Genomic DNA, 18,997 nt, shown 5'->3' on the forward strand with positions numbered 1-18,997 from the left:
AAATAAAAAAAGATCTCAAGCATCGCCTTTAGGCATTGCTTGAGACCGAAACAGGTTGCAGATCAAGCTTTAAATCAGCCCGAGTTCTCTGGCACGGGCGATCGCTTCGGTTCGCCTTTTCACCTGCAATTTATCAAAAATGTTGCGATTATACCCCTTCACTGTACTTAAAGCAAGGAAAAGCCGATCACTTATTTCTTGATTGGAGTAGCCTTGGGCGATCAATTGCAGAACTTCCAGCTCACGCTCACTTAAGGCCTCGACGAAAGGCTCGAAACGGATGGGGGAGCTATGTACAGCGAAATCGTAGAGCTTTTGTTCATGATGCATGTTTGCCAGCAAAAATTCGGTATATTCGGGCTGAATGCGACGGGCAGCCGCTGCGGTTAATAAATCAAGCATGGACTTTCCTTCCTCAATAAAAAGACGGACGAAGCCTTCATTTTTCGCCCGTATCAAAGCATCATTTAATCTTTGCAGCGCCCTCTCCATATTGCCCTGGACTTGAAAAGCCAGAGCTTGGAGGATCAGTAACTTAAGCTCGTCATTCTTCCATTGCTTCGATTTCGCTTGATCATACAAGGTGCCCAGAATGGCAAGAGACGCTTTTGCATTTCCTTGGAGCATATAGATTCTTGCCTGCAGTACAGGGAATTCGTTCGTTTCCAGGAGCTTAACCGTTTCCGCAAAGTTACCGTGATGAAGAGAAATAAGAAGCTCCAAGTGTTTCATTTCGCCCCGCAGACGGTTGTAATGTTGATCTTGCACTTCATGGCGAGCTTTGGTTAGCAAAGCTTCCGCCGCTGAAATCTCTTGTCTTGCGAGCTTCAATTTTGCCGCAAATAATTCGTTTTCCACTAGCCTGTCCGTATTCTCGATCTGCTTGGCTAACCGCATACTTTGTTGTATATGCTGTTCGGCGGCATCTAGGTTGTTCCGTTCATACCCTATTCGAGCCATACCCAAGTAGGCATCACAAGCAACCAGCAAGGGTGGATCGCCAGCGAGTTGAATGACTTGTTGATAGGTTTGCGCGGCCAGGCTCAATTGATTGTCCGACTCCTGAATTTCGCCTATACCTAAAGATGCCATTAGCGTAATCATGATATGTCCAATGCGCTTGCTGATTGATAACGCTTCTGTATAAGCCCGCCTGGCGGCCGCGCGATCAGCCTTCAACTGGTAGGCAACGCCTAGCGTCCAGGTTGTTGCAGCACGTACAGGCAGATTATGTGGATGCAAATGCTCCAGAGCGATGAGGGATTGAGTCATAATGGTATCCGCATCGTGCCGAGTAACTCCGAGCGTGGCCCTGATCGATGCGATATGTCCGATTAGACCTTGATCCACCTCATGGGGATTGATATGTGACATGGCGGCTTCTGCAGCGGACAGTTTCTGTTCGATTCCGTCCAGTTGACTGATCATCAACAGTGCGGAAGCATAAATGACCCAGAGCGATGGCCGCTCGTTGAGCGTGGGCTCATCCTGGTGCTTTAACCAGTTTAATACAGTCCTGGCAGCGCCGCGAAAATGTAGAGGCATTCCTTTCCCTTCGATTAATTTTGCGGCACGATTCACATCTTGAGCCGCTGCAGCGTGCTGAAACGCTTCGATCTCCAGTGCATTCTCCTCAAACCAATGGCTCGCCCTCATGTGCAGAGCTGCCCTCTCATCGGCCTTGTCCTTGTTGACATGGTACAAACGCTGTCGCAACAAATCGGCAAAAAGATGATGATAACGGTACCAATGCCGCTCGCTATCCAACGGAATGATGAAAAGATTGGAACGCTCGAGATGCTCCAGGATGTCCTGCCCTCCCTTATCGCTCTGCAGCACCGCATCACAAAGGGAAGCGCAAAAGCGATCAAGAATGGATGTTTGAAGCAAAAAGGTGTGAACCTTATCGGACTGCTGCTTCAGCACTTCCTCCATCAAATAGTCCAGCACGAAACGGTGGCTGCCGGTGAAGGACGAAATAAATTGGGCCGTATCCGAATAGCCCTGTATAGAAATAGCCGCTAGTTGCAACCCGGCAATCCACCCTTCAGTGCGCGCTTCCAGGGAAGACACCTCTGCAGATGAAAGATGAAGTCCCATGATTTGATTGAAAAATAATGTCGTTTCACTCCGGGTGAACCGCAGGTCATTTCCACGTAGTTCCGTCAGCTCGTTTTTTGCTCGTAATCTGGCAATGGGCAGTTGCGGCTCTTCACGTGTCATGATGATCGAGTGCATATGTAATGGCTGATGATCGATCAGAAAAGAAAGCGCGTTATGCACAACTTGAGATTCAATGACATGATAGTCGTCAAGAACGAGAATGAAAGGATCTGTAGCGGATGATAGTTCATTGACTAAAGTAGTAAGGATATATGTAATCGGCAGCGGTTGCGGAGATTGCAAGGCTTTCCAAACCCCTAGGTCGCTAACGTTCACAATTCTCTTTATAGCCTCGATAAGATGAAGGAGAAAGCGCGTCGGATCGTTGTCTCCTTCATCCAGCGATAACCAAGCGGTCGGACGTTTACAATCAGCCAGCCACTCGCTTACCAGCGTTGTTTTTCCATAGCCCGCAGAAGCGGAGATTAATGTCAATTTTCTTTTCTGGCCCTCGTCCAAGCGTTTGAACAAATGTGAACGGAGAACCACTTTCGATCGCACTGGCGGTATGTGCAGCTTTGTGGTTAATATAGGTACGCTCATAAAAGTTCTGCACCACATTTCATTTCATATTTATTACGTTTAACAACTCCTACAACTATTGTCGCCAATTCATGAATTCAGATCAATCTATTTCCCCATATATTTTAACAATATCCTTCAAAAACGATGATCCCAGTCCGTTCCCTGTCATCATGGAGATGTGTCGATCTGGTATAATTTGCAAATCAGCATCGCATTGCTCACGGCAGCATCCAGAATTGACCGACTAATAACTTCTCAGTATGATCATACTATCAGCTTCATATATCACTTAAAAATCAGTGCGTATATCTTTTTCTGCATATAACCCATTAGCGCCCGGTTCGTATATCTTGGCTGAGAAAATCAAAGTTATGCGAACACAAAGCAAGCACAACCCCTTTACAATGTTCTTACCTGAGCATTTATTTATAGCACACTGTCAGTTCTATCCGATTATCTTCCCGATTATGCACAATACGCTCCACAAGTTTCTTTAAAGCCTTATTCTTCTCTTCATCCGTAGCCGCGGCGCTCCACATCTCTATAAATCAATCAATTTGTTCATGCATCTACTCCACCGTAGGAACTCTCTTCTCATCTGCAATATTGAAAAAACGAATAGCCCTCTCTGTCATCAGGAGGGCTGAGTAAATACGGCGGCTATTATTTTTTAATCCTCTCCATATATCCTTACCACGCACTCCACATGTATGGACTGCCGAGCGTTGCGCAATTGTTTGCCGGTAGATAGGCAATTGCGTCCGTACGCCACTGCGCTGAAGATTTACCGACTCAACAATAAAAATCCCTTCCCAACATCGAAAGATGTTGCTGGGAAGGGACGATCTTCAATTGCCTCTGGACATCTTCGCCTATATCAGGCCTGATTTTTGCAAAAGTCTTTGAATAATGCTCGCAACCTCAGCCCTGGTGACGGACGCCTTCGGCGCAAGCCCGGCGGCACCTCGTCCAGATACAAGGCCAGCCTGCACGCTGTCCGCAACACTGCTTTGCGCCCAGCCGGACACGTCTGCCGCATCTCCAAACGGACGAAGTGGTGCATCTTCCGCTTGAGCGGAAAGCTTTGCTTTCAGTCCGGTAATCGTCATCGCTCTGGAGAGAATCATCATTGCCTGTTCTCGAGTAATCTTGTCGTTCGGCCGGAACGTGCCGTCCTCGAACCCGCTAATCAGTTGATACGCATAAGCCGTGTTGACCGCGCTGCTGTACCAATCTGACGTCTTCACGTCAGCGAACGCCGTTGCCCCATTTTCCGGTTTCAGTCCCAATCCGCGTACAAGAATGGCTGCAAACTCGGCACGAGTGATATCTTGATCGGGACTGAATCTGCCGTCGCCCGTACCATCAATGACCATCCGTGATCCCATATCGTTGACAGCGTCTTTCGCCCAGTGGTTCGCGACATCAAGGAATTCGAGCGGATGCCAGACGACAGAGTACGTACTGTTGGTCAGGCTGTTGAGTTTGATGTAATACTTGCCATCGATCACAACGACCTTGGTCGGCACATGACGTACCGTTCCGTCCGGCTCGACGACTACTCCCGTGGTAATCTTGTTCGGGTCCACACCGTCCGGAACGGCAATCGTGCGTTCCACATAGGCGTTGAATTTCGATACTTCGATAGTCCTATATCCGTAGGTGCCTCTAACTTTAAATTCCATCGGCGGTGCGACAATCGTAAACGTTCCTTTGGCTGCCGCATTCTCCACGACTTTTACCGTATCGGCTGGCGACGCGGCAATTTCGACCTGTACCTTGATGTCCAGCAAAGCAACGGACTTCCCGAACTGATCGGAGATGGCGCTGATATTGATTTGCTGCGCCGGCAGAGTATACGTTGCCTGATCCGTTTTGATCTCTAAAACTGCCTGTTTATCCTCCATGTTTTTAACCATTTGACCATTCAATTCGCCAACAACTACATCGGACTTCGTGTTGACCAGAATCGTCACCACCGCATGCTGACCTTCCACTGCGAGCTTGTCATCCAGCTTCTTTTGGTCGACGGCTACGGTAGTTACGGTTTGGTCATTCCGCTTGGTTTTCGTTGCCGTTCCTGCATTCTCCGCCTTGCCGTTGACCAGAACATCTACCCCTGTATTGGTTGTCGCCGGTGTAGTCGATGGCGCATCACTGCCACTACTGCTGCCGCTGGGTGGCGGGCTCGGGATGACCGCGGTCGATTCGGCAGAGGATGTACTGCTACCGACGCCATTGATCGTCTTTACGGTGAACGTATAGCTCGTTCCGTTGGTCAAGCCAGTAATGGTAATCGGGCTTGCCGTTCCAGTTGCTTTGATGTTTCCTGGTGACGCCGTTACCTCATACTCCGTAATCGCGCTTCCCCCGTCATCAGTCGGGGCCGTAAAGCTGACGGTTGCTTGACCGTTTCCGGCAACCGCCGTCACATTCTCCGGCGCTGCCGGAACGGTTGCCGGAGTTGCACTTACCGTAAGGGAAGCCGCGCTGTCCGCCCCGGAGTTGGTCGCCTTCACGACAAAATAGTACGTTGTACCGTTGGTCAAGCCCGTTACATTATAGCTATATACTGAACCGCTTACTGTAGCTACTGCCGCTCCATAGGTGCCGGAAGTCACGCTTTGGTAAACCTTATATCCTGTTGAACCAGATACCGGATTCCACGCAAGGCTGACTTGCGCATTTCCTGCAATCGCGGGCAGCAATACCGGTACTCCGAGTGATGGAACTTGCGGAGTCGCGCTCATTTCATTGGAGTTCGCACTTTCACTGCTTCCGTTAACTGCTCTGACAACAATGTAATAGATGGTTCCATTTGTAAGTCCCGTTAGATCCGTACTATATACGGAACCTCCGACCGTAACAGCCGCCATTCCGTAGGAAGCGGAGGCAGTAGATGTGTATACATTGTATCCGGTCGCTCCGGATACGGGATTCCAACTGATGGTAATCTGTCCGTTCCCCGCTGCTGCCGATACGATCATAGGCGCACCAGGTACATACATCGTGTAGCTTTCGCTCATCTCGGCACTATTGGTCATGCCCGATTTTACCGCAATCGCCTTGATCGTCATCGCGCTCGTCACGCTGATCGGCGTGCTGTAAACCGTACTGCTGGCGGTCGGCGTGCTGCCGTCGGTCGTGTAGTAGATCGTCGCTCCAGAAGTTGCTGTGGACAACGCTACGGTCGTGTCCGACGCTACCGCGCCGCCGGACGGATTCGCTGTCGGCGTCGCCGCCTGCGACATGATCGTGTAGCTTTCGCTCATCTCGGCACTATTGGTCATGCCCGATTTTACCGCAATCGCCTTGATCGTCATCGCGCTCGTCACGCTGATCGGCGTGCTGTAAGCCGTACTGCTGGCGGTTGGCGTCGTTCCGTCGGTCGTATAGTAGATCGTCGCTCCAGAAGTTGCCGTGGACAACGCTACGGTCGTGCCTGACGCTACCGCGCCGCCGGACGGACTCGCTGCCGGCATCGCCGCTTGCGGCATGATCGTGTAGCTCTCGCTCATCTCGGCACTATTGGTCATGCCCGATTTTACCGCAATCGCCTTGATCGTCATCGCGCTCGTCACGCTGATCGGCGTGCTGTAAGCCGTACTGCTGGCGGTTGGCGTGCTGCCGTCGGTCGTATAGTAGATCGTCGCTCCCGTCGTGGACGTTGACAACGCTACGGTCGTGCCCGACGCTACCGCGCCGCCGGACGGACTCGCTGCCGGCATCGCCGCTTGCGGCATTGCGGTGACTGGGCCGGACTTCACTATCCTTCCACCTAATCCCACCGCCACATACGTGCCGTTTCCACAGATGACGCCATATAGATGATACATAATGCCGCTCGTTCGGCTCGTCCAGTTCGCCCCGTCGCTGGAGGTCACAATCGTTCCACTGTTCCCCACCGCCACATACGTGCCATTTTCGTAGGTGACGCCATTTAGCTGATTCGGAGTGCCGCTCGTTCGGATCGTCCAGCTCGCTCCGTCGCTGGAGGTTACAATCGTTCCACCTAATCCCACCGCCACATACGCCTCGTTTCCGTAGGTGACGCCATATAGATAATTCATAGTGCCGCTCGTTCGGCGCGTCCAGCTCGCTCCGTCGCCAGAGGTTACCATCGTTCCACCTGCGCCCACCACCACATACATGCCGTTTCCGTAGGTGACACCATTTAGATTACTCATAGCGCCGCTCGTTTGGCTCGTCCAGCTCGCTCCGTCGCTGGAGGTTACAATCGTTCCACCTAATCCCACCGCCACATACGTGCCGTTTCCGTAGGTGACGCCAGATAGTTGATTCGTAGTGCCGCTCGTTCGGCTCGTCCAGCTCGCTCCGTCGCTGGAGGTTACAATCGTTCCGCCTGCACCCACCGCCACATACGACCCGTTTCCGTAGGTGACGCCATATAGATTATTCGTAGTGCCGCTCATTCGGCCCGTCCAGCTCGCTCCGTCGCTAGAGGTTACAATCGTTCCGCCTGCACCCACCGCCACATACGTACCGTTTCCGTAGGTGACGCCTTGTAGATTATTCGTAGTGCCGTTCATTCGGCTCGTCCAGCTCGCTCCGTCGCTGGAGGTTACAATCGTTCCACCTGCTCCCACCGCCACATACGTACCGTTTAAGTAGGCCACACCTTGAAGATTATTCGTAGTGCCGCTCGTTCGGCTCGTCCAGCTCGCTCCGTCGCTGGAGGTTATAATCGTTCCACCTACTCCCACCGCCACATACGTGCCGTTTCCGTAGGTGACGCCAGATAGTTGATTCGTAGTGCCGCTCGTTCGGCTCGTCCAGCTCGCTCCGTCGCTGGAGGTTACCATCGTTCCACCTAATCCCACCGCCACATACGTGCCGTTTCCGTAGGTGACGCCAAATAGTTGATTCGTAGCGCCGCTCGTTCGGCTCGTCCAGCTCGCTCCGTCGCTGGAGGTTGCAATCGTTCCTCTTGCACCCACTGCTACATACGACCCGTTTCCGTAGGTGACGCCAAATAGATGATTCGTGCCGTTCGTGCCGCTCGTCCAGCTCACTCCGTCGCTGGAGGTTACAATCGTTCCACTGTTCCCCACCGCTACAAACGTCCCGTTTCCGTAGGTGACGCCATTTAGATTACTCGTAGCGCCGCTCGTTCGGCTCGTCCAGCTTGCTCCGTCGCTGGAGGTTACCATCGTTCCACCTAATCCCACCGCCACATACGTGCCGTTTCCGTAGGCGACGCCATATAGAGCATTTGTAGTGCCGCTCGTTCGGCTCGTCCAGCTCGCTCCGTCGCTGGAGGTTATAATCGTTCCACCTACTCCCACCGCCACATACGTGCCGTTTCCGTAGGTGACGCCAGCTAGATTATTAGCTGTTGGCAACGGACTCCGGATATTCCACTCGTCAAGAGAATCTGCAAAAGCATACTGAGGAATATTGGCTGCAATTAAAAATAATACCATGACTATCGAAATCCAACGTTTGATCATTGTTTTCTTCCACTCGCCTTTCCCTGCATTCCTTTGATCGTATTCTCAAACTTTTCAACATAAATCATGTTATACTCGGGAAATACATCCTTGCCTGTCAACGTCGCCTTCTGCAGCATCTTTGTCGTCGTTTTCGTTTCGCTTTTGCTGTTTTCCACCTCGTCATCCAAATATTTAAAGCGTTGTTGAATACAGCTATTTGAGGCTTGACTGCCGGGTTTTAAAGCATCCGCGTTCAACCCGTTCGTACCGCCGCCGTCTACTAGCGACCCGAATACATTCGTTTCATTCGGTGGATCACTCCCATGCTGATTTCACTACCAAGGCATTATAACGGGAGCGATGTTGCAAAATTGTTGCAAAACAAAAAGGAACCCGCTCCGGTCGGATTACAGGTTCCTTCATGCGATATGGGTCAATCCGTTAAGGCGCGAAGCAACGCGGTAAGCGTATCGCCCGGCAAGGCCCCCAGCTCGGTCTTGATCAGCTCGGCTACGCTTCATAGTAGGCGGCCGCGCGTTGGGAACCGCCGATGCGATGGTGCAGCTTCAGCGCCGCTTCCCGCAGTAATTCGTCGTAAGGGTCGTGTTCGACTAGCAGATCGGCCAGCCGCAGCGCCTTAAACGGCTCCGTCTCGGCTTTCTCGTAATACTGGAGCAGCTTTTTCCCAAGATGCAGGAAATAATGGCGATACTGCTTGCGGTAAGGCTCACACCAGGCACTGTCGAACTCTTGCAGGAACGGTCGGCTACAGCGGTGGACGAGCTACTCGACATGGGCCAGATTATCCGGGTCCGGCTCGACGGCGTCCAGCTCGAAAAGCTCCAATTCCACCGCGTCCACAGCCGGCGCTTCATCGGACAAGACCAGCCTGTAGCCATTCCTGACAGAAGTCAGCGCCATCCCCGAACGGCAATCCCGTAACGTCTTGTTGATTTTGCTAACCGTGCTTCGCAGGTTGATGCCTGCTTTCTCCGTATTCTGGGCCGGCCAGAGCGCCTCGAACAGTTCCCACTTGCTGACCTCCTTCTCCCAGGGCTGCAGCAGCATATAAGCGAGCAGCTCCGCGCACTTGGATGTTACCCAGCGAACCGGCTCCAGACCAACATACAAATAATGTGCGAACTTGCCGAACAGCGCGGCGACAGCCGTCCGTTGTCCGCCGCTGCCGACACGACCGTTGCCGTCTTGAAAAGGTTGAGTGCTCTCAATTTCATGATGTAATCGAAAAAAGCAATCCCTCCCCCATGCGGAATGTGTCCACCAGGGAAGGGAATATGGGATCTCTTTGGGTTGACTACTGATTTCTAATTAAATCAGACCCGATTTTTGCAACAGTTTCTGAATAATCATTGCCACTTCGGCTCTGGTCATGTTGGCTTTCGGCGCAAGTGCAGCACCGTTTCTTCCCTCTACAATCCCTGCTTGCACACTATCCGCAACGCTGCTTAGCGCCCACTTGGGTACGGCTGTCGCATCTCCAAACGGACGAAGTGCCGTATCTGCCGATTGAACGGAAAGCTTGTCTTTCAATCCGGTGACCTTCATCGCTTTGGAGAGCACTACCATCGCCTGTTCGCGCGTAATTTTGTCATTCGGTCGGAATGTTCCATCCTCGAAGCCCGTGATCAGATTGTACGTATAAGCAGTGTTGACCGCGCCGCTGTACCAATCCGTTGCCTTCACATCCGAGAATGGCGTCGCTCCATTATCCGGTTTGAGCCCCAAACCTCGAACGACGATAGCCGCGAACTCGGCGCGCGTAATATCCCGGTCAGGACTGAACTGGCCGCCCCCAGTGCCCTGAATGACCATCCGAGTTCCCATATCATTGATGGCGTCTTTCGCCCAATGTTTCGCAACATCGCTGAATTCAAGCGGATGCCAGACGACGGAGTAGGTGCTGTTGGTCAAGCTGTTGATTGTTGCGTAATACTTGCCATCGATCACATCAATCTTAGTCGGAACGTGGCGGACCGTTCCATCAGATTCGACCACAACGCCCGTCGTAATCTTGCTCGGGTCAACGCCATCCGGGATCGCAATCGTTCTACGCACATAGGCGTTGAATGTGGATACTTCGATGGTCTTCTCTCCGTATGAGGCTCTAACCGTAAATTCTACCGGCGGAACGACAAGCGTGAACGCGCCCTTCTCTGCCGCATCTTCTACTACTTTCACCTTATCCGCTGTTGGCGCCGCAACCTCGATTTGTACCTTAATATCCTGCAAGGCAACTGACTTGCCGATCTTGTCGGATACAGCGTCGATATTGATCTGCTGAGCAGGAAGTGTGTATGTCGCTTTGTCCGTTTTAATCGCTACAACCGCCTGCTTGTCTTCCAGGTTCTTCACCATTAGGCCATTCAGTTCGCCGATGAAGACATCGGACTTGGCGGCAATCGGAATGGTGATAACAGCGCCTTTTTCTTCCGCCGCGAGCTTGTCCTCCAGTTTCTTCTGATCGACGACAATCGTAGTCACGGTCTGGTCGTTTCGCTTACTTGCGGAGGCTGTTCCCGCAGTTTCTACTTTCCCGTTAACAAATATCTCTACACCGTTATTGGTTGTCGCCGGTGTCGTGGAAACGCCGGAACCAGATGAGATACGATCCTGCGCGAATGTCGCCGTTACGCTCAAGTTTGCCGTAATGTTCGTGTCCGTTCGCGTCGCTTGCGTGTTGCCATCGCTCCAACTGGCGAAGTGATAGCCGGGATTCGCCACTGCCGTCACGGCTGTGCCGGAACCACCGCTGCTCACCGTCTGCGTCACATTCCCTGTGATCGTGCCGTTCGTACCAGCCGTGTAGGTCAGGGTGTAGGCTGCATCCTGCGCGAATGTCGCCGTTACGCTCAAGTTTGCCGTAATGTTCGTGTCCGTTCGCGTCGCTTGCGTGTTGCCATCGCTCCAACTGGCGAAGTGATAGCCGGGATTCGCCACTGCCGTCACGGCTGTGCCGGAACCGCCACTGCTCACCGTCTGCGTCACATTGCCTGTGATCGTGCCGTTCGCACCAGCCGTGTAGGTCAGGGTGTAGGCGGGATTGCCCAGCTTAACCAAGCCGTCCGCGGTAAAGGGAATCATCCAAACGCTATCGCCGTCGAATACCCCGCCCCGGAAAGGCATGGGGCCTCTATTGATCCCATCGGGCCAATTACTGTATCCGGTCATCTCACCCGTAACTGTATTAATCTTGACGACAGAAGAATTTGCCGAGGCAGAGACCATCCAGATATTTTGCCCATCGAATGAACCGCCAAAAAAATATTTTTCCGTTAATCCATCCGGCCAAGCATTGTAACTCGTCATGGTACCGTCGGTTGTATTCATTTTGATAACCCGATCTGCATTAGAAGGGATCATCCACACATTTTGGCCGTCGAAAATTCCTCCCGTGAACCTTGCTGTATTTTTCGAAAAATCGGCGGGCCAGTTACTATAAGCTGTCATAGTTCCGGTTTCTGGATTGATTTTGATCACTTGATTGGCTTCAGAGGGAATTAACCAGACATTCTGTCCGTCGAAAAGACCGCCGCCAAATGCATAAGTGCCATGATTGAATCCGGCGGGCCAGTCCTCGTACCCTGTCATTACCCCGGTAACGGTGTCAAGCTTAATTACTTTGTTCACTTTATAAGGGACGAACCAAATATTCCGCCCGTCAAAAACCCCTCCCATAAAAGCGGTCGCGCCAATGGAAGTCGTCCCTTCGGGCCAGTCACTGTAACCCGTCATTTCCCCAGTGTTTTTATCTACCTTTATAACCCTGTCAGCGCTATAGGGAATGAGCCAAATGGAATTCCCATCGTATACTCCCCCCTGGAAAGCCTGAATAGACTGAAAAGGATCGCTCGGGGTTTTGGTAAATCCGCTAGGCCAATTGTTGTAAGCGGTCATCGCACCCGTATCTTTGTCCACCTTAAGCAGGCTATCGGCGGAATATGGAATCATCCAGATGTGTTGTCCATCGAATACCCCGCCGGAAAAAGCAAAGCTTCCTCTTGAGAGATTGCTAGGCCAATTATTGTACACGGACATCCTCACAGTGGATCCAATTGGCGCGGGTGCAATTGTGCCGCTATAACCAATGCCATCTTGATTAAAAATGGTTGAACCTGCCGCAGTAACGGTAATCGTCGCTGTCCCTTTTTTGCTGCCATCCACTGTTGACGTTGCCGTGATCGTATAATTCCCCGGAAAGGCATTCGCCGCGACCGTCACGTTCCCCGTGCCGTCCACCGCCACTTTGTTGCTTGCGTCGCTGCTCGTCCATGTGACCGTCTCTGCCGCGCCTCCCACCGCATCTACCACGGCCGTGAGCTTTTTGCTTCCTCCTTGCACCACGCTTGCGCTGCTCGGGCTGACGCTCACGCTGTTGACTGCCGGCGCTGGGGCGGATTGTATAATCTTTCCAGTCATACCCACCGCCATATACGTTCCGTAGCCGTAGGTGACGCCCCTCAGAGGATTCGTGGTGCCGCTCATTCGGCTCGTCCAACTCGCACCGTCGCTGGAGGTCACAATCGTTCCACTTTCCCCCACCGCCACGTACATGCCGTTTGAGTAGGTGACGCCCCTCAGAGGATTCGTAGTGCCGCTCGTTCCGCCCGTCCAACTCGCTCCATTGCTGGAGGTTACAATCGTTCCATCGGCACCCACCGCCACATATATGCCGTTTTCGTAGGTGACGCCATATAGAGCTTTAGGAGTACCGCTTGTTTGGCTCATCCAGTTCGTTCCATCGCTGGAGGTCACAATCGTTCCAGCATCCCCCACTGCCACATATGTGCCGTTTGAGTAGGTGACGCTAAATAGATAATTCGTAGTGCTGCTCGTTTGGCTCGTCCAATTCGCTCCATCGCTGGAGGCCACAATCGTTCCATTGGCCCCCACTGCCATATACTTGCCGTTTCCGTAGGTGACGCCATATAGAGCTTTAGGAGTGCCGCTTGTTCGGTTCATCCAGTTCGCTCCATCGCCGGAGGTCACAATCGTTCCACTGTACCCCACCGCCACATAAGTCCCGTTTCCGTAGGTGACACCATATACATTATTCAGGTTGCCGCTCGTTCGGCTCGTCCAGCTCGCTCCGTCGCTTGAAGTTACAATCGTTCCATTGGCCCCCACCGCCACATATGTGTCGTTTCCGTAGGTAATACCATTTAGATCATTCGTAGTGCCTCTCGTTCGGCTCGTCCAGCTCACTCCGTCGCTGGAGGTTACGATCGTTCCATTGTACCCCACCGCCACATACGTTCCGTTTCCGTAGGTAACGCCAAATAGTTCATTCGTAGTGCCGCTCGTTCGGCTCGACCAGCTCGCTCCGTCGCCGGAGGTCACAATCGTTCCATTGCCCCCCACCGCCAAATGCATGCCGTTTCCGTAAGTGACGCCCTTCAGACTATCCGTAGTGCCGCTCGGTAGTCTCGTCCAGCTCGCTTCGTCGATGGAGGTCTTAATCATTCCATTGTTCCCCACCGCCACATACGTCCCATTTGAGTAAGTGACGCCAAATAGATAATCCGTAGTGTCGCCCGATTGGCTCGTCCAGCTCGCTTCGTCGCTGGAGGTTACAGTCACTCCAAGTGCACCCACCGCCACATACGTTCCGTTTCCGTAGGTAACGCCAAATAGATTATCCCGATGGTCGTTCGTTAGGCTCGTCCAGCTCACTCCGTCAATGGAAATTACAATCGTTCCACTTTCCCCCACTGCCACATACTTGCCGTTTACGAAGGTAACGCCATTTAGAGCATAAGTAGTGCCGCTTGTTCGGCTCGTCCAGTTCGCTCCATCGCCGGAGGTCACAATCGTTCCACTGGTCCCCACCGCCACATACGTCCCGTTTCCGTAGGTGACGCCCAATAGATGACTCGAAGTGCCGCTCGTTCGGCTCGTCCAGTCCGCTCCGTCGCTGGAGGCTACAATCGTTCCATCGGCCCCTACCGCCACATACGTACCGTTTCCGTAGGTGACGCCATATAGAACATTACCCGTGGGCAACGGATTCCGGATATTCCACTCGTCAAGAGAATCTGCATAAGCATTCTGAGGAAGATTGGCCGCAATTAATAATAATACCATGACAATAGCTATCCAACGTTTCATCGTTCTTTGAATCATTTTCGAGATCCACCCTTCTTTGAATTCTTCGACAAAATATTATCGCATACGACATCATAGCTCGTGCGATGTTGCAAAATTGTTGCAAAAAGAAAAGGAACCCGATCCGTATGGACCACAGGTTCCTTTTAGCGCGTCTATTCCATTTATGTATTTCAATCGGTCAATTTACAAAACAAAGCGGCAAGCGCATCGCCCGGCTTCGCACCCAACTCCGTCTTCAAAAGCTTGGCATACGCTTCATAATAAGCAGCCGCCCGCTTCTGACCTCCTAGTTGATAATGGAGTTTCATCGCCGCTGCCCTAAGCGAATCGTTATAAGGATCATGGCCAACCAACAACTCCGCCAGGCGCAACGTTTTGAGAGGTTCCGTCTCCACGCTCTCATAATAAGAGAGCAACTTTACTCCAAGATGAAGGAAATACTGACGATATCGGTTCCGGTAAGACTCGCACCAATCGCCGCTGAACTCTTGCAGAACCGGAGGATTGCAGCGATAGACGAGCTGCTCGACGCGATTCAGGTTTTCCGGGCCGATCTCGACGGAATCGAGCACGAAGCGCTCCAATGAATCGGCATCGACAATGAGCGCATCATCGGACATTGTCAGCCGATACCCGTTTCTGACGGAGACGAGCGCCATGCCTGCATGGAGCTCCCTCAGCGTCTTGTTGACCCTGCTGACGGTACTTCGCAGATTAATGTCCGCCTTTTCCATGTTTTTCTCGTTCCAGAGCGCCTCGAACAACTGCCATTTGCTTACTTCCTTATCACCTTGCTGCAGGAGCATGTAAGCGAATAGCTCCGCGCATTTGGACGTCACCCAGCGAACCGGTTCCGGATTATCGCCGAGATAGACGGAAAACTTGCCAAAAAGAGAGACTGCCACTTGCGGGCTACCGGTCTTTCCCTGAGTCTCCACGCGCACTTTTCGTCTCTTCCTGATCCGCTCCAGCGAGCGGTTCAAATCTTCCTCCATAACCGGCTTCAGCAAATAATCGAGCGCGTTCACCCGAAAAGCATCGATGGCATATTGGTTGTAGGCGGTAATAAAGACGACTTCCGAATCAAGGTTGTCCGAATATACTTTCTCCGCGATATCCAGTCCGCTCATCTCCGGCATTTCGATATCTAGGAACAGCACATCAGGCCGCAACGCCTTCGTCATCTCCAACGCTTCATAAGGATTCGTGAAGCAGCCCAAAACTTCGATCCCCGCGTCAGTAAGAAGCCTGTCAATATGCTCTGCAATTAATCGTTCGTCGTCTACGACGATAGCTCTCATTTCCCCATTCACCCGCTTGGTCGGTCTGGTTGCTTACGAGAAGGAATCGAGATCGTCACTTTCGTGCCTTTCCCTTGAACACTCTCGAATTGCAGGCCTTGTCCGTATTCGTTCATGAGCCGTTTATGCACGTTGATAAGACCAATGCCTCCGCCGCCCGATCGATCCGGCGACAGGATCGTTTCCCGTTGTTCCGCGGACATGCCGACTCCATCGTCTTGAACCACAATTCGCAATCCCTGCTGCTCCGCAATCGTTTGAATGAGGACCGTACCTCCCGATATGCGCTTCATCAAACCGTGGCGGATCGCGTTTTCGACGAGCGGCTGAATGATCAGCGCGGGAATCAGCGTCTCCCTAGAAGCGTCCGTGTCCCATTCCACCTTCAACCGTTCGCCGAAACGCGCCTGTTCCAGTTCGACATAAGATTTCACCAGGGAAAGCTCTCGATTCAGGCTGACTTTGGCATGATGAGGGTCAAGATCGAAGCTGAGCCGCAAATAATTGCTGAATTCGCCCAACAGCTTGCCCGCCCGCGCTCCGTCGCTGTAACACAATGATATAATGCCGCTTAAAGCATTATAAATAAAATGCGGTTTGATCTGCGATTGCAAGAAGAGGGTTTCCACTTGAACGGCATGCTGAACCGCTTCCTTGAGCTGAAGCAACATCTTCACCCGCGTCATTAACTCTCTGCCGTCGAACGGCTTCACCAGAAAGTCATTGGCTCCCGCTTCAAAGCCCGCGGCAATATCGGCAGGCGAATTGCGCACCGTCAAGAGAAGAACCGGCAGCTTGTAGATCGGATGCTCGTCCCGAATGCGTCTGCACACTTCATACCCTGACATCTCAGGCATCATCACGTCGAGAAGGACAAGCGACAAATCGCCTTGGCGCTGCTCAATCAGCCTGAGCGCGTCCGCTCCGTTGTAGGCCGCGAGAACTTCATAACGGCTTGGTGCAAGCAGCTCCCGCAGCACCTTAATGTTGGAGGCATCGTCATCGACGAGCAGAATCTTCACCTCGCCGGACCGCTCCGCCGCACGCAGCGAGGGGTCTTCCACCGTCGGCGTGCCCGCTCCGGGTAGCGGTTGCAGCTCCAGATCGGCCGCGGCCTCTCCCTGGCCGGGCTCCCGTTCCTTCTGCGCAGCCGTTGCCTCCGGCAGCCGCAGCTCGAACACCGAACCCCGCTCCGGCTCCGACCATTGCAGCTCCAGATCGCCACCCATTTGCACCGCAAGCGCCTTTGATATTTTCAAACCCAGACCGGAAGAGTGATACGCCGAAGCCGTTGGTTCCCCACCGCCGCCCATCAGATCGTCTGTAAAAAGCCGCTGCCGCCGCTCCGCGTTCATCCCGGCACCGGTATCCGCAAAAGTCAGACGAAGCCAGCCTTCTCGCGATTCTGCGGCCACCGCCACGCTTCCCCGTTCCGTAAATTTCAGCGCATTGCCGACCAGATTCACGAGTATTTGGTTCAGGCGGTTTTCGTCTGTAAACAGATAATAGGTTCCCGGCTGCACCTGATTGACCAGCCTCACCTGTTCGTTCCTGCGCAAATAGTTCAACGCTTCCAGAGTAGCCTGAACTGTGCCGCTGACATCGAAAATCCGGTTATGGAATGTCAGGCTTCGGCGCTGCAAACTCTGAAAATCGATAATATCGTTGACCAGCGTAGACAAGCCGGTCGCCTGGGCAATGATGAAATCCAGATTCTCACGCTGCCGCTGCGCTAATTCTACGCCACTCTGGTCGATGACCACCTGCGCCAGATTGATAATGCCGTGCAGCGGCGTCTTGAACTCGTGGGACGTATGGAGGAGAAATTCATCTTTTTGGCGATCGTACACGATCAGTTGCTCGGCCAATCGCTCGTTCCGCATAAACGCCTCACGAACCCGGTCCGACATGAGGAACGATTGCGATAGAACGAGAAGCAACGGCGTTACGATCATATAATACGGGTTGTCCAACGCCAACTGATAGCGTGTTTGGGCATAAATCCAACTAATGATGAGGAAAAATACGCCCAACAAAATATAGTAAACTTGAACCCCGCGATCCCGATAGCGGAAAATCCAGAAAAGAATGAAAGCGAAAGCGGTGATTTGCAGGACGATCCCCGACCAAAGAATATCGACCAAATATTCGTTAGGAATCGCGACCAATATGGCCAAATATCCATAAGAAATCCGGCACAGCCACTTAAATCCCAATCGTTCTATATGGTCCAGGTACAGGTAGACATAGAGGGCAAATGTGAAGATCGAAAAGTAGGGCAGGATAAACAGCATTTTCTGCAAAAATAGAAAGGAAATCGTTGGGAACAAGGTCGCCATGACGATTTCGTTGTCGATGCTGAAAAATAACCCTAACGACAAGCAGAACAAACTGAAAAATGCGAGATAGGGCTCCTCCCGCCATTGCTTGAACATACCTGCGAAATAAATCCCGAATACAAGCATCGTAGTGATGACAATCATGTCCGCCAGACGGGCATTGTCGCGTCTGCCCATTACGTCCGCTGTTAAACCAAATTCCGGCGCCTGCACCAGTCCGCCTTCCAGATAGCGGAAGCTAACCACTTGGATGATGATGTCAATAGTAGCGGTATCCGCTTTGATCGTACCGAAAAACGGCAGATTGCTAGGTACAAATCGATCTGCTGACAAATCCGGTATTCCGGTGCCGCCGAGGTCCGATCCCCCCATATATACGTGGCTGGACATGCGAATCTTTTTGGCTCTAAGGCTATAAAAATCCGGATCGCCAACCTTAATGTGCAGACGATATGTACCCGCGCCGTACCCGCTACCGGAGGAAACTAGACCCTTCCAGCCTCCGGGAACGCGAACGATTCGGCGCTCCGCTTGCAGCGTTTCTCCATGGGCATGAAAATCTTGGGGAGTTAGCAGCTTGTTCTCATAAAACTCCCATTCTCCCCGCAACGGTATAATCCCTTGCTTTGCAAAATTCCATTGTCTTGCGTCCAACTCCCCTCCTCGCGCTTCCGGATACTGAAAAGCAGGATTTAGCCATTCATGGATGAATAGCAATGTAACAACGGTAAACACACCGATCATGCAGATCAATACCGTCAATTGTTTTCTCATCGTTCCCGTTTCCTGTCCCATTTTCATATTCGCACCAATTATCTACCGTTAATAATTGAACGTCACATCGTTAAATTCTCCTCGATTCGACATATTCCTTCATTTTATGCGAAAAGAGCCGGATGAAAGCTCAGACTCCTTTCACTTCAAGCCACTAGAGCCGGACCGGTTGGCCACCTGCTTTAGCCGTCAGCCGTAGAAAACGGCCAGAATCCGGACCGGCGGCCTGCGGAGCAAAGCTAGTCGCATTGCCCAATCGACATCGGCAGGCTGTCCAAATACTCCCGCAAAATGCGCTCGGCGATATTTGGCCGGC

7 protein-coding genes are annotated in these 18,997 nt (G+C 52.3%); all 7 read right to left on the minus strand.

Translation table 11 applies throughout. The features are described 5' to 3' along the window. Window positions 1–69 precede the first annotated feature (69 nt). Window positions 70–2,706: a winged helix-turn-helix domain-containing protein gene (locus AC3G2T_RS20490; protein WP_488436688.1), complete on the minus strand. Its 2,637-nt coding sequence runs from the start codon at window positions 2,704–2,706 to the stop codon at window positions 70–72. Window positions 2,707–3,560: 854 nt separating this feature from the next. Further along, the gene (locus AC3G2T_RS20495; RefSeq protein WP_488436689.1) at window positions 3,561–8,159 is read right to left on the minus strand and encodes a chitobiase/beta-hexosaminidase C-terminal domain-containing protein; all 4,599 of its coding nucleotides are present in this window, start codon (window positions 8,157–8,159) and stop codon (window positions 3,561–3,563) included. Beyond that, on the minus strand, window positions 8,156–8,317 hold the full coding sequence (locus tag AC3G2T_RS20500) for a hypothetical protein (protein WP_474684710.1): 162 nt from the start codon (window positions 8,315–8,317) through the stop codon (window positions 8,156–8,158). The genes AC3G2T_RS20495 and AC3G2T_RS20500 overlap by 4 nt, the downstream gene beginning before the upstream one ends. A gap of 607 nt (window positions 8,318–8,924) precedes the next feature. Next, complete coding sequence (locus tag AC3G2T_RS20505) at window positions 8,925–9,272, minus strand: AfsR/SARP family transcriptional regulator (protein WP_488436690.1); 348 nt, start codon at window positions 9,270–9,272, stop codon at window positions 8,925–8,927. A gap of 198 nt (window positions 9,273–9,470) precedes the next feature. Beyond that, window positions 9,471–14,282, minus strand: a complete 4,812-nt coding sequence (locus AC3G2T_RS20510) for an S-layer homology domain-containing protein (RefSeq protein WP_488436691.1) — start codon at window positions 14,280–14,282, stop codon at window positions 9,471–9,473. Window positions 14,283–14,437: 155 nt separating this feature from the next. Then, on the minus strand, window positions 14,438–15,568 hold the full coding sequence (locus AC3G2T_RS20515) for a response regulator (RefSeq protein ID WP_488436692.1): 1,131 nt from the start codon (window positions 15,566–15,568) through the stop codon (window positions 14,438–14,440). Between the two features lie 8 nt (window positions 15,569–15,576). Beyond that, window positions 15,577–18,681, minus strand: coding sequence for a hybrid sensor histidine kinase/response regulator (locus AC3G2T_RS20520; RefSeq protein WP_488436693.1), 3,105 nt, complete (start codon window positions 18,679–18,681; stop codon window positions 15,577–15,579). Between the last annotated feature and the right edge of the window lie 316 nt (window positions 18,682–18,997).

It is taken from the genome of Paenibacillus sp. sgz302191 (genome assembly GCF_057749925.1).